Origin of the sequence: Ruminiclostridium josui JCM 17888 (assembly GCF_000526495.1) — a bacterium.
GTDB classification, from domain to species: Bacteria; Bacillota; Clostridia; order Acetivibrionales; family DSM-1351; genus Ruminiclostridium; species Ruminiclostridium josui.
This window is the reverse complement of sequence record NZ_JAGE01000001.1, coordinates 3,221,790-3,235,880: the sequence shown is the minus strand read 5'-3', so window position 1 is coordinate 3,235,880 and position 14,091 is coordinate 3,221,790. Positions and strand designations below refer to the sequence as shown.

11 protein-coding genes are annotated in these 14,091 nt (G+C 32.5%); all 11 read right to left on the bottom strand.

The window, feature by feature from the left end:
• Positions 1-40: 40 nt before the first annotated feature.
• The 11 genes from K412_RS0114500 to K412_RS20870 all read right to left on the bottom strand — a co-directional run bounded on the left by K412_RS0114500 (position 41) and on the right by K412_RS20870 (position 14,066).
• Positions 41-946, bottom strand: coding sequence for a hypothetical protein (locus K412_RS0114500; RefSeq protein WP_024833776.1), 906 nt, complete (start codon positions 944-946; stop codon positions 41-43).
• Between the two features lie 5 nt (positions 947-951).
• The gene (locus K412_RS0114495) at positions 952-1,185 is read right to left on the bottom strand and encodes an acyl carrier protein (RefSeq protein ID WP_051461031.1); all 234 of its coding nucleotides are present in this window, start codon (positions 1,183-1,185) and stop codon (positions 952-954) included.
• Positions 1,185-2,141 carry a hypothetical protein gene (locus K412_RS0114490; RefSeq protein WP_024833774.1) on the bottom strand — a complete coding sequence of 319 codons (957 nt, stop codon included), beginning with the start codon at positions 2,139-2,141 and terminating at the stop codon, positions 1,185-1,187. The genes K412_RS0114495 and K412_RS0114490 overlap by 1 nt, the downstream gene beginning before the upstream one ends.
• Positions 2,138-2,389 carry an acyl carrier protein gene (locus K412_RS0114485; protein WP_024833773.1) on the bottom strand — a complete coding sequence of 84 codons (252 nt, stop codon included), beginning with the start codon at positions 2,387-2,389 and terminating at the stop codon, positions 2,138-2,140. Before K412_RS0114485 ends, K412_RS0114490 begins: the two co-directional genes overlap by 4 nt.
• A gap of 69 nt (positions 2,390-2,458) precedes the next feature.
• Positions 2,459-3,568, bottom strand: a complete 1,110-nt coding sequence (locus K412_RS0114480) for a hypothetical protein (RefSeq protein ID WP_024833772.1) — start codon at positions 3,566-3,568, stop codon at positions 2,459-2,461.
• 250 nt (positions 3,569-3,818) lie between these two features.
• Positions 3,819-4,850: a hypothetical protein gene (locus K412_RS0114475; RefSeq protein WP_024833771.1), complete on the bottom strand. Its 1,032-nt coding sequence runs from the start codon at positions 4,848-4,850 to the stop codon at positions 3,819-3,821.
• 37 nt (positions 4,851-4,887) lie between these two features.
• Positions 4,888-5,595: a flavodoxin family protein gene (locus tag K412_RS0114470; protein ID WP_024833770.1), complete on the bottom strand. Its 708-nt coding sequence runs from the start codon at positions 5,593-5,595 to the stop codon at positions 4,888-4,890.
• Positions 5,596-5,652: 57 nt separating this feature from the next.
• Complete coding sequence (locus K412_RS0114465; RefSeq protein WP_024833769.1) at positions 5,653-6,975, bottom strand: sensor histidine kinase; 1,323 nt, start codon at positions 6,973-6,975, stop codon at positions 5,653-5,655.
• Positions 6,951-7,709 (bottom strand): LytR/AlgR family response regulator transcription factor, encoded by a 759-nt coding sequence (locus K412_RS0114460; RefSeq protein WP_081741776.1) that lies wholly within the window; start codon positions 7,707-7,709, stop codon positions 6,951-6,953. Before K412_RS0114460 ends, K412_RS0114465 begins: the two co-directional genes overlap by 25 nt.
• Positions 7,710-7,750: 41 nt before the next feature.
• Entirely contained in the window at positions 7,751-10,663 is a 2,913-nt protein-coding gene (locus tag K412_RS20875) for a type I polyketide synthase (RefSeq protein ID WP_024833767.1), read from the bottom strand.
• 37 nt (positions 10,664-10,700) lie between these two features.
• Positions 10,701-14,066 (bottom strand): type I polyketide synthase, encoded by a 3,366-nt coding sequence (locus tag K412_RS20870; RefSeq protein WP_024833766.1) that lies wholly within the window; start codon positions 14,064-14,066, stop codon positions 10,701-10,703.
• Positions 14,067-14,091 lie beyond the last annotated feature (25 nt).

Here is a 14,091-nt window from a genome sequence, read left to right as displayed (position 1 = left end):
ATTTTACATTTCTGTAGATAGACACAACTGCGGTTTTTTATTACGTTTCCCTTCCTATGACAAGGCTTGCTATTATTCCGTTGTCTGAAGACAATGTTTGTACTTCTTGTGAAGCCGTTGTATTTTCCAGATGATTTAAGCCCTGTAGCATTTCAAAAAAAGCAATTGACGGCCCAATATACGTATTGGGTGGTTCAAAGGGTAACTCTTCCAACTTTTTGCTTAAATGTTTATAATAACCATATACTAAATTGGGTGTCACTGAAACTTGAAATGAATCTTCAGGCACTATAACAACATCTTTTATATAAAAATTACTTAACTCATTTTTGTATTTGCTGAGCATAACACCATTAATTGTCGAAAGAAAATGATTAAATTTCATATATGAGGTATTTATATCTTCTATTGCAAACTCATTGTAATCATCACCGACAATAACGATGCAAGCATCTAGCTTATCATCCTCAATATAACTTTTGGCAATCAATAAGGCATAATAGAAACTTAAAACTCCACTATTAAGCGTTATATTAAGACCTTTTGCCTGTAATGCTATTGATGCCGTAACCGTTGCGCTACTTATTGTGGAGTTTGGAAATATCTGTGCCGAGATAGGCTCAGAAGAAGATTTAGCCAGGGTGGCAAGATTACACATGTCGATTATATTGCCAAACTCCGTTGCCATTATGATTCCTAAACGACTTTCCGGTATGTCTAAATTACAAAGCTTTTTAGCTATGTATGAAGTTACCTTTGTAAAATTACTCTTTTTCCCTGCACCACGTTTTTCAATATACTCAAATAAATCAAGGGGTTCATCCAAAGCGCATATTTGGCTGTTGGTTGCTGGTTCATTTTGTGCACTAAAAAACCCACATCTAAATGCCTCTGCTGAAGCGAAAGCACTGCTATAGTGTTCCCAGCCATTTATGTAAACCAACAATACTATCACTCCCTATTTTTAATAACTAAGTTTATGACATCTTGAACTGTCTTAATTTGGGTCATTTCTTTTGGTGAAATAACACTGTTGGCCTTAGCTTCAATTTGAGTCACAAAGTCCAAAAACATAAGAGAATCCATTGACAAATCATCAACTAGCAAAGAGTCTTTCTTTATTTCACTTACATCTAAATCGCCTACTTTGGCAATTAGTTCGATTACTAATTTTTCAATATCCATTACTTGTAACCTCCTAAGCATACTTTGTTTAATTTTTCTGATATTTGTATTTCAATTCTGACAATATCTTTAAGTTTTGTGGCCGAGTTCACACGAGGCTTTTGCATTCCTGTTACAAAAAACTTCATTAGTAGTACAAGAAGCATATTCCATTCTTGATTTACCTGTGCAAATAATTCGGATATTTCTTTATAATCTTCTTCACCAGTTTCCTTTGCCAACTGTTCACATACATTGCTTAATGCATTTCTATTTAATACAATGTTTTGAATTTTCGTAAACAATGGTATTGTCTTTACATCAGTATGACCTTCAAATTCTCTATCCCTATCTATATTTAAAATGCAATCAGAAAGTTGAAGCATTTCTTTAAACATTTTGGATTGGTCCAGCATTTTTGTATTTGCCTGCATGGTATCTTTAACAATATTAATAATTTTTGTTGTATCGGTGTTATTTTTATGGTACTCATGATCAATAATATGCATGAATCCTTTATCAAAGAGTTCTTCTGATAATTTGTCTGTTTCATCAAGAAAGAAAGAGTCAACACAAGTATAGTTTCCATTATCATAGTCTATAACAATGAAAAAATGATCATAGTGATATTTTTTAAAGTTGTAACTCCATGGGCAAAAATAGCTGTCATAATGAACCAAAACAGGCTTATTCTTCTCAAGAGATTTTATAATTTCTTGTTTGAAGTTGATTGTGTCTGAAACAGCAAGTGATAACCCGGTTACTTGAAAGATAAAATCATAACATTGTACGTATAGCTCATCCTCAAATAAACAGTCTTCCAATCTCTTACTCGCGTCATAATCAAACCTAAAATCCCAAAGGCAGGCATTATGTAAGCTTGTCCCATTTTTATAGTACTCTAACAAAGTTGAGAGAGTAAAAAAAAAGCAATTGCTGGTACTCTGTCCTTTTATGGGCTGTAAATAGATACTCATTTTTCTCCTCCAGTAATATCAAGGATTAGCTGTGTCATGGCTGCAAGGGAATTTAAATTAGCCGGTACCAAGTATTTGTCTTCAATCTCAATATCATATTCATCCTCTAATGAAACAATAACCTTTACAAATTGAAGAGAATCCAAGACACTGTTCAACTGGACATTCTCCAAATCATTCAGATCCTTTTTATCTGAATGTTCCTTAATAATCTCTTTTATCCTGTTACTAACATCCGTCGACACCATAATTATTAACTTCCTCTCTATAAATTTGTGGGGTTTATTAAAATTGTCTAAATAGAAATGGACTTATTTTTAGCTTTTATATATATCAGAAAAAAGCTCCAAGAACTCTTGTAATATTTCAATTTCACGATTTTTAATACTCTTTAATCTTTGCATGATTAATTCCTGAGCGGATAATTTTTGGCGCATTCTGTTTTTTACCACTTTATTGCGTAGTTCCTCAGCATCAAGTGCCATTTCATTCATTTTTTCTGCTAATGAATTAAGGCTGCTTTGTTTATCTTTAAATAATTGGGCACAATACTCAAACCGTTCACCCAACCCTTTCTTATGATCATATATAAGATGAAAAGGACGAAGATTATCATATATTTCACCTTTATCATGAAAAAACTTAATACTTTCCTCAAGAGCATCATATATATCAGTACCCCAATACTTTTCTGAGTACTTATCAACCACCTCAAATTTTTTATAGCTTCGTGCAGATTCTTCTGGATGTATTTGATCATATATCTGATCGCAGAATCTCTTGATATTAAATTCATGATTATAGTTAATGTACTTTATAATATTAATACTTTTTGCAAAAATACTGACTGTAAGAGGATCCATATTATTTTTTATTACGTCCATACCAGATTTAAAGGCATCCTCAACTTCTTTAAATGTACAAATAATTTCTTCATATTTCTTTTCATTTGCGAAATCACTCATGTAAAACACTTGCTCATTTTTATCATAACCATAGATTAATGGTGTATGAAGGAAGTGATTTGGTACATTAAATTTCTTTATAGCGAATAAGTCAATTGGTAGCTCCACATAGCAGTCGTCATCAATAAAATTAATAATCGACTCCAGCACTGGACTGAATATTTTCTCAGCGTAATCCTTTATGGGAATACTATAAATATTAAAATAAGGACAATAATAGTTTCTTGCTTGAATCTCTGGATTACCATGATCAAATAAATTCGGAATAGTATAAAAATTCATAAAAACTTGACCACTAAAGGCTTTAATGACATTTGCCTGAAGTACTATGTAATTTTCCATACGCCACGGCTTTGTTTCATTATCGAAACTCTCCAGTAAGGAAAGGGTATGTGCGACTCCTGCAAAGGTCTGTAAAGAAGGGTTTACTCTTTGTAATATTTTTCTTGTCTGTTCGCTCATTATGTACAGCCTCCTGAGTATTTATTATAGTTCCTTTTAGGAAATCTATATGTCTGAATGACTAACCTTGATTATGTTAATAAAAAGAACCTTTATAAATATTTAATTATTTTACTTATTTCCAGGAAAAGCCTCACAGATAATACTTTGTTTACCAAATATTCAAAAATTTAGCTTAAATTTATTTTATATTACAAAAATACTGTTTGCAAGTGCAAAAATGGACTCGATTTTTGCATTATTGGATATATTAAGTATACTTTTTTAATATTTCATTTACTTGTTTCCAAAAAATTTGTTCACCATTATCGGCATCTGTAAAATATTCTTCAAGAATTCCTATTTTTTTTGTCTGAACAGAGCATTTCAAACAACAACTAGATAATACTAACCAATTGTTTATTAGATTATCTAAACTTTGTAGCAGCGTTTCTTCTTCAGATTTTGCGAGATTTAATTCCGGTATTATAGAGTATAAGAGTTTCCTATTAGGCAATACCCATAAAGATTTAATTATTCTATTAATTCTTTGAAGCAACCATACTTTTCTTTCCTCATTGCCTTCTTCTAAAGCTTTCATGCAGTATTTATAGAACTCCATTACTGGTGATATTTTTTCATTGTTATAATCTTGAAGAATTTCAGTGCTGCTGCAATACAAGTTGTTACGAAATAGGGTATCGTCAATTGGTGTTGGAATAGATGTTTTTTGGGTTAATGTAATTAATTTATTTGTTACGTTAACGATTTCAGGTTTTTCGATTTCAGTAAGTAATGCTTTTTCTAAATATTCAAGTTCAAAATCAGCAATACAATTTACAACAGGAGCACTAACTATAAGGCTATCTATTATGCGTATTAATTTTGAATTTATTTTCCTTTCCAAAGCAATAGCATGTAAATAGCCTTCTTCCTGCGAATAATAGAAGTCTGAATATTTTAAGTACTTAGAATTTAACCATACTATTATATGCTGAGATTCAAGTAGCTCTAAAATCTGATTCTTTGTATTTAACTGATTAATATCAGTAAAACTTAGTGACACCCCATATTTTTCACAAAAAGTATCAACCGTTTTAGTAAGTTCTGTTAATAATTTTGGATCTCCAAACTCATCTATTTTGGCAAAGAATCTAAATCCATTTCCTAATAAATATATAATATGTTCTTTAATCTCATTTCCAGTCAATCTCATAATTTGACATAAGCTGCCAGTGTAACAATTTGCCGCAGCACCTGGATATATTTCTCTAAAATATGAATATTCAGTAGTTGTTGACATAATTAACCTCTTCTTTCTATTTATTGATTTTGTATATTTAATTTATAAAATTCAACAATTTAAAATAATTCTCTTTAGAAATAAAATCTTCCGCCAGTGCAATTTCCGTTTGCGGTAGTAACTTTGAGTATTTCACAATTTCTCCTCCAGCCTGATATAAAAGCTTAGTATACTCTTCTATCTTTGGACGAAGCCTTTTAATATCACTACTTAAAAGTATCCCTTGAGATTTGTATATTTCTGCAATTACCTTCATGCCAAAGTTTCTTGCAGTTCTTTTCATTAATTGAGCAATAACTTCAAAATTTCTCCTTTCCGGATAGCCACTATTCGCCATTACAACAATATTCGGCATTACGCAATGTTCAAAAAGTTTAGAACGTACTCGTCTGCACTGCCCCATTTCATCTAGTTCTAATCGATGATTACCCAGACAAAAAGTTCGGTCAAAAAAAACCTTTAACATACCTGATATATTATCAATCATTAGCGGAGTTGCAATTACAACTATATCTGAATTGATATATTTATATAACAGCTTATTCATATCATCCTCAATAACACATTGCCCACCCAACTCTACACACTTACGACATCCTTGGCAATGATTTATGTTCATTTGGGATAAGTATATATTTTCTACTTCAGCTCCCGAATCATGTGCGCCATTTAGAAAGTTTTTAACCATTACTTCTGTATTGCCTTTAGGACCTCTGGGACTTCCGTTAAACGCAGTTATTTTCATTAAATGTTCCTCTCCTTCCATTAAACTAATTACAAAACTACATATTATTAATCAATTTTAAACATGAGTACACTTGAGTCGTATAAATATTTCAAAATAATCATCTCCATTTGTAATATTTAATGATCCGTTATATCGAGCAACACATTTTTTCATATTTAATATGCCTTGCCCATGACCGGTCAATATTGCACTATGTTTTGTTGACATTATACGCCTATGGTTTTGAACTATGGTATTGCATTTAGAGTTTCTCATAGCAATTATTAGTTCATCATGTAACAAGCAAATCTTTAGTTTAATCCATTTATCCGAACCCGAAGGCATACAGTTACAGGCTTCAACTGCATTATTAAATAAATTATTCAATAATACCCCTGTATCAAATGGACGTAAAAATCCCAAATCGAAATGTTGAATATCTATGTTAAGATGGATTCCATGAGCCTTGCATCTATCACGGTTATAGTTAAAAATAGAATTTATGACTTTATTATTGAAGTTTTCAGTAATTGCAAGTTCCTGCTCATCATTAAACCCACTTATAAGCTCATTCAAATAGGCATTTATATCAGGGTCAATATTTGATCCAAGCAGTCCTTTAATGGTTATTAGTGAATTTTTATACTCATGATAACGGCTCATAAGGATTTCCTGGTTTTGAACTTGAGCATTATAATAATCGATATTAACTTGTTTTCTATACAAATCATCAATTAATTCATTTTGTTTTAAAAAATAATCATAAATGCTGAATATTACAATACACGAAGCCAAACCTAATAGTCCTGTTACAATAACAAATCTTAGATTAATATTAGTAGCAAAAAGTAAGGAACTTAGTGAAATCACTCCCAACACATTAATCGTTAATATGGCTGGAAAAAATAAAAGAAAATTTATGTTGCAATGAGAATATAAATTTCGATTGCGCACATAAAAGCACATAACTATTTGCATAGCTAAAAACCAAATAAATCTTCCCACTACATTTACATATAAACAATACAAATTGATATTAGATGTAAAATCATATCTTTCTTTTAAAACTTGATAAATTAGCATTTCAACAATAAACTCGGATATTATGCTGGTGCCCATTAAAATTGCAACACGATATAACAGTTTTTTAATTTCTATCTCAAATAAAAAGAATAAAACTACGCTAATCATAATAAAGATACTTATTTTTCTTAAAATGTATGGCTGCAAAAAATAATTTAGAGCTCCTAAAAATATAGAAAACAGAATTATAACAGCAGCATTTACATTGAATTGATATTTTTTTTGAGAAATGCATGAAAAAAATCTGAAAAATATATAAAGGTCAAAGAGATATAGTATAACTTGTATCACTATATTAAATACTGCATTTCCCATGTCTGGACCTCCAAATATTTTTGATAAGCCTTAGTAAAATCGTTTTTAAATAATCTGGATATTTTTATTACCTCACCGTCTGACATTTTTATAGAATTTGATGTACACGAAGATACATTATGAAAATTAATAAGAAAACTTCTTTGTACAAAACAAAACATGTTTGGTGGTAACTGGTTAACTATTTCTTCCCATGTAGATTTAGTTTTTAAAATACTGCCATCATTAAAGTGGATTATACGATTCTTCTGATAATTTTCAATAAATGCAACATCAAGGATCCTAATTAATTGCCTTTCTCCATTAAATACTACTTCAATTACATATCGTTGCGTTTGTAAGGACTTAATTGCAATTAAAAGAGCTTCATTAAATTGGTTTTGCGAATAAGGTTTTTCTAAATAACGTAATATTCCGGCATTTATAGCCTCCCTATGCTTATTATTAAATGATGAAACAATTATAAAAACTGCTTTTGAACCTTTTGCACGAAGCTGTTTTCCAATTTCAATTCCATCGTTATCTTCTTCTAATCCAATATCCAGAAATAGTATGTCAAATTCCAAGTTGGATTTAAATAATTCCTTTGATGACTTGAAAACTAATATCTTAAACGTTTCGGTATAATATTGTTGAAAGCAATTTACACATTCAATAAAAATCTGTTGATGATTTGTATCATCTTCCAATAATGCAAGTGTCAACACAATACATCTCTCATTTCTTTGCTGCATTTTTAATTTCGTAGTTCATAATAAATTAATAATATATGTTGTTAAGTTATATATGAAAATGATCTTATCAGCACCTCAGCTAAGTGTGTAATACTGGTACCTTGGTCAAGTATTCCAATATTAATACTTAGATTGAGTTCATTTTCAATTCTATTTTTAATTACTATTGCCATTATTGAATCAACTCCCATATCCCAAAGGGATTCTGTAATGTCCATATCAGAAGGAGCAATATTTAGCAATCCAGATAACATTACTTTTATATAGGCGTGTAATATATCTATGCCTTCTTGCAATGTCACAGAGTTTAGTTTTTCTACAAGTTCAGTATTAATATCTTTTTTGATATTATCAGTGGATGAAGCAATAGTAGATGATTTATTGGTATAAACTTTTCTTTTATCTTCATATATATTTTCACTAGTATAATCTACAGGACGGGTTGGTATAATAGCCTCACTCCAATAACTTTTTCTTTGGAAGGGATAAGTCGGAAGTGGTATCTTACGTCCTGTACTTCCTTTTTCAAACTCACTCCATTGGATAGATTCTCCCATACAATACAACTTAGCGATAGCTGTAAGTAGTGCTTCTTCTACGTTTTCACCAAAAACCGAATCAATAACTTTATAGTTAGCACTAAAATTATGTATGTCACATAAACTGTTTCCAATATTTATATAAAGTTCATATCCTTGCTCTGTTAGATATTGTAAATCCATTTTTTTCGACGCATTACTTTCCAAAATCTCCTTCCAATAATCCAATGATACCGCCGTTGCACTATCAATCTCTTTTGATGATCTACCCGATAAAAATCTTACTTTTGGCGGGTTAAGTCTTCCGCTAAATGACTTATGTTCGGATACTTTGAATATTTCTTGTGAAACTAATTCTAAAGCTGTCTCTAATGACATGATTTCTGCAGCACAAGCTGCTGACAGTTCACCAATTTTCTCCCCCAAAACCGCGTCGGGTTTTATACCCAAGCTTCTCCAAAAACTAAAAAGTGAATACTGAATAGCCAACAAACACGCTTCTCTAACTACCGTTTCTGAAAAATCAATTGTCATATTGCCAAGAGTTTTAATATTTTCAATTAATGAGAATTTGAAGTGTTTCTTTATTAGTTCATCACAACTCTCCAATATTTCTTTAAATTTTGTATGCAAATCATATAAGTTTTTTGCAATTTTCAACAGATCATTCATTTCTGAACTAAATATGAAAACTGTCTTTAACCGACCACTAGTATGACATGTTCCTGAATAGAAATTGCCTGAACTTTCTGTAGCTTTGCTTGTACTACCAGTAACAAATTCATTTAAATCATTTCTGAGTTTTTCAAGGTTATCTGCTACGAATGCTGCTCTATTTGAAAAATGTGATCTTCCTACATTTGAGGTATAACAAATATCTTCGATTGGAACATTTCTATTATTATCTATATAATTACAATAAGATCTCACTTTTTCGATTAAAGCATCCTCGCCTTTAGCAGATAAAGCCAAAACATGCCATTTCCTTTGGTGAGTATCTTTCTTGCGGTTACTTACAGACTCAGCCTCAGGAGCTTCTTCAATAATTATGTTTACACTTGTCCCGCTTAAGCCAAAAGAATTCATAGCGCAAATTCTTTTTTTACCATCTGTATCCCATTTGGTTAGCTTTGTAGGCACAACAGCAGGTATTTTGTCCAAATTTAGTTTTGGGTTAAGAGAGTTTAGCCGCATTGTTGGCGGTATCGCTTTATTTTTCAGGCAGAGTACCGCTTTTATAAGTGCAGAAACACCTCCAACATACTCTCCATTATTAATATTTCCTTTAACACTACCAACCATCAGAGGTGTCTTACGTGTTTTGCTGTTTCCATAAACTGACCTTATTGCTTCCATTTCGATAGGATCACCAACAGGCGTTCCCGGGCCATGAGCTTCAAAATAACCAATTTCATCTGGAGAAAGTCCTGCGTTCTCTAAAGATTTTTCTAAGAGTTTTTTCTGTTGAACTACATTAGGAGATGCAAGACTCCTGCCTTTACCATCATTATTAATCGCAGAACCCTTTATGACAGCATGTATATAATCCCCGTCCTTTATTGCATCTGACAATCTTTTTAAAGCTACTATCCCTACACCTTCTCCTCTACCATAACCATCTCCATTGGCATCGAAAGGTTTGCACCTACCATCTTTTGCCAACACTTTTAGTTTACTTAAACCTATAAATACATCCGGCATTAGTATTAAATTTGATCCCCCAGCTAATGCGATATTGCATTCATTATTTCTTAAAGCGGAGCAAGCCAGGTGAATTGCAACTGCTGCTGCCGAGCAAGCTGTATCGACAACTATTGAAGGTCCGTTCAGGCCGAGCACATATGAAATTCTGCCTGATATCATATTTCCAACCATACCAGCAAACGAATAAGGAGTTATTTTTTTCAAGTCCCTATGCATGGACCAGTAATCACCACAGATAAACCCTATATATACACCCGCTACCATGTCAGAAATTTTATTCATGTCTACACAAGCACTTTCAAGGGCTTCCCAAGAAACTTCCAATAAGAGTCTCTGATTAGGGTCCATTTCAGAAGCCTCGCTGGGCGAAATTCCAAAAAAAGCCGGATCAAATTGCTTCAGGTCTTCACTTAAAAATGATGCTTCTTTAACGTATGATTTTCCTGGCACATCGGGATCAGCATTATAATAATCTTCATAATCCCATCTTTCACGAGGTACTTCACCTACAACATCTCCGCCATTTTTTAAAAATTCCCAAAACTTATCCGGTGTATTACTGTTACCAGGAAAACGGCATGCCATGCCAACAATTGCTATTGGCTCATTTTGTTTTTTCTCAAGTTTTTCAATCTTGTCTTGTAATATTTTTATGGCACGAAGTGACTTTTGTAATAAAACTTCTTTATCATGATAAACTTGTTCATCCATGGCAAATCCCCCTCATATATTTGTTAAAAATTTCCTGTTATAATCCCATTTTATCTATAATGGATATAAGATCATCTTCTATAAAATCATTTTTGCCAGACTCCTCTTTTTCTGATAGTATTATTGTGTCTAAAAGCTCCATGACTTTATGGTTGCTGACTTCTGCTGAGCTATCTTCTTCAGAAGTTTTTACTCCATGATTATGCTCTTTATCAAGCTGAATAATATCTAGTATATACTCTGATAATTTTTCAATTGTTGAATATTCATACAATATAGTGCTTGGAAAATCAACTTTAAATTCTTCCACAAGTTTGGACTTGAAGTCCAAAACTGTTACGGAGTCCATTCCAATATTAACAAAATCCACATATATCTCTGGCAAATTTGGCGGAATATAAGATAAAAAATCTGCAGCCATTTTTTGAATATGTTTAGTAATTATTCCTTTTCTTTCGTACTCTGGTGAATCGTATAACTTATTAAAAATATTTTGCTCTGTCTCAATCTTTATATTTGGTTGGTTTCTAAAATTATTTGAATAAATTTTAGACTCATCCGATTTTGAAGTATTAAACAACTTTTTCGGTTCAATTATAGTTTCCACTTGTTCAAGTAGCTTTTTTACCTGTTCAAGAACATCTTTTACGTTTTGAAACAGACCATTTTGTTGCTCTATCCAATAACTTTCCTTCACAAATGGATAGTTTGGCAACGTTATTCGGTTTGGTTTGATTTCTTTATATAGTAAATTCCAATCAACACAAACACCTGAAACCCATAACTGAGCTAATCTATTTGGGTCAGCATAATCTTGTGCACTTGCCACGTTGTCTTTATCTTGTCCAGCATCTAAATTCGGTCTGCCTGACATCGCATTACCCTGATAAAAGTTTTCTAAGTTCATCCTTCCTTCAATATATAAATGTAACTTTTCTATAATCTCATTTACATTAGCAGCTATGAAAGCTATTCTTTCCTCCATTTCAGTTCGTCCAACTTGCAGAGTATAGGCAATATCCCGAAGTGAAATATCTTTTTTGTTTCTAAGTTGTCCATCTAAAAATCCTACAAATTCCTTTGCATATTCTTTTAATACATGTTGTTTCTTTGCTGAAAGAATAAATATATATTTATCTTTATCCTGAGCATCATATATAACTTGATTATTTTCATATTCCTCAAGGATAATATGCGTATTAACTCCACCCGCGCCAAAAGCACTTATTCCTGCTCTTCTTGGGTACACTTTTTCGGTACCATTTTCTTTTATAACAGGACGTTTCCAATTTTCTAGTTTATGTTGAACCTGAAAAGGCGACTCTTCAAAATCAATTAGTGAATTTAATTCATCCGAATGAAGAGACGGCACCAGTTGTTTGTTTTTCATTTGGAGCAACACTTTGGTAAGTGATGCAATGCCAGCAGCCGACTCTAAATGTCCGATATTTGTTTTTACCGAACCTATTGAACAATACTGTTTGTCGTTTGTATAATTTCTATACGCCATATTTAGTCCGGTAATCTCTATGGGATCACCTAAAGCAGTACCTGTTCCGTGTGCCTCTACATAACTGATGGTTCGCGGATTTATCTTTGCCTTTCTCAGTGCCTTTAATATTACTTCTGATTGGGCAATCGGGTTTGGAACTGTATATCCGTTAGTTTTTCCTCCGTGGTTGATTGCACTGCCTTTAATAACACCATAGATATTGTCATTGTCTTGAATAGCTTTCTTTAATGGTTTTAGAAGAACAGCCCCTACCCCTTCACCAGGTACATAACCATCTCCGAGTTCACCAAATGTTCTACATTTTCCATCGCTCGAAGCAAATCTTTTTTGGCTTAACATGAAATACTTGATAGGATGCAAAGTAAGATTTACTCCACCGGCAATAGCCCAATCACATTCTCCTCTTCTAATACTTTCACAAGCCATATGAACTGTAACAAGAGAAGATGAGCACATTGTATCTATGGCAATACTAGGTCCGTGTAAATTTAAGAAAAATGATACACGATTTGCAATGGAAGCAAAACTTGACTCACTGAATCTGTAATTACCTTTCATCAATTCTTCTGCTCCAAATAGTTGGTATTGTCCGAACATTACTCCAACAAATACCCCCATATCCGAACCGGACAGTGCATCACTCTTGTATCCTGCATCTTCGATAGTATGCCATACTGTTTCAAGGAACAATCTTTCCTGCGGATCAATAACCTCAGCTTCTTTTGGTGAAATATTAAAAAATGTAGGGTCAAACTTATCTATGTTGTCTAAAAAACCGCCCCACTTATTGTAATATGTATTTTTATTATATTTATCAGCATCAAAGTAGCGCTCATTATTCCATCTTTCCTCTGGAATCTCTGTAATGCAGTCCTTACCAGATTTAAGGTTTTCCCAAAACATTTCCAAATTGTTTGCCATTGGATATCTTCCGCTTAATCCAATAATAGCAATGTCTTCATCATTATCGTTCTTAATTAAATTTCTTTCTTCTTGATATGATTCCACTATTTTCTCTTCATTATCTTCTTTGAGATTCAAGGGAGCAGCTTCCCTTTTAATGGCATTTACAAGGCCTGATAAAACATTTCCGGGGCCTACTTGTATTATATTCTCTACACCTTGCCCCAAAAGATACCTGATAGACTCTGTCCATTTTACAGAGCCTGTAATTTGATTTGATAAAATTGTTTTAATGTCTTCATCTTTGTAGGGTCTTGCATGAAAATTAGATATAACCGGTATTTCCAGTCTATTGAATGTAACAGTGTGTAAATATTCCTCAAATTCCTCTTTTACTGATTCCATATACCTTGAATGAAAAGCTCCGCTAACCTTTAAAATAATATACCTTGCTCCTGCAGCTTCAAAAATCTGCTTTGCATTATCTATATCTTGTTTTTTCCCAGAAATAACAATTTGTGAAGGTGTGTTATAATTCGCAATATCTATACCATAAAGCTCATTTTTTTCTAATACTTCTTTAACTAATTCTTCATTTAAGCCAATAACGGCTGCCATGCCACCTCCCAAAATATTACCCATCAATTCGCCACGCTTTTTGACAAGTTTTAATCCGGTCTCAAAATCAAAAGCTCCGGCAGCAAATAATGCTACAAATTCTCCAAGACTATGTCCTGCAACAAAATTGGGTTTTATCCCAGTTTCATTTAATTTTTTTAAGTAGGACAGTGAATTTACACAGTATAAAGCGGGTTGGGTAAACTGAGTTAGGCCTAATCTTTGGTCCGGGTCTTCCAGACATAACTGTTTTATTGAATAACCTAATATTTCATCAGCTGTTTGGGTTAACTTGGGAAACTCATCAAATAAATTTGAACCCATTCCTTTCTGCTGCGAGCCTTGGCCAGAGAATATATATGCTATCATTTTTCTTCTCCTTATAGACATAATA

Coding starts and splice junctions, on each gene's coding strand:
- K412_RS0114495 (WP_051461031.1), bottom strand. CDS start 1,185: ATGGATATTGAAAAATTAGTAATCGAACTAATTGCCAAAGTAGGCGAT.
- K412_RS0114490 (WP_024833774.1), bottom strand. CDS start 2,141: ATGAGTATCTATTTACAGCCCATAAAAGGACAGAGTACCAGCAATTGC.
- K412_RS0114485 (WP_024833773.1), bottom strand. CDS start 2,389: ATGGTGTCGACGGATGTTAGTAACAGGATAAAAGAGATTATTAAGGAA.
- K412_RS0114480 (WP_024833772.1), bottom strand. CDS start 3,568: ATGAGCGAACAGACAAGAAAAATATTACAAAGAGTAAACCCTTCTTTA.
- K412_RS0114475 (WP_024833771.1), bottom strand. CDS start 4,850: ATGTCAACAACTACTGAATATTCATATTTTAGAGAAATATATCCAGGT.
- K412_RS0114470 (WP_024833770.1), bottom strand. CDS start 5,595: ATGAAAATAACTGCGTTTAACGGAAGTCCCAGAGGTCCTAAAGGCAAT.
- K412_RS0114465 (WP_024833769.1), bottom strand. CDS start 6,975: ATGGGAAATGCAGTATTTAATATAGTGATACAAGTTATACTATATCTC.
- K412_RS0114460 (WP_081741776.1), bottom strand. CDS start 7,709: ATGCAGCAAAGAAATGAGAGATGTATTGTGTTGACACTTGCATTATTG.
- K412_RS20875 (WP_024833767.1), bottom strand. CDS start 10,663: ATGGATGAACAAGTTTATCATGATAAAGAAGTTTTATTACAAAAGTCA.
- K412_RS20870 (WP_024833766.1), bottom strand. CDS start 14,066: ATGATAGCATATATATTCTCTGGCCAAGGCTCGCAGCAGAAAGGAATG.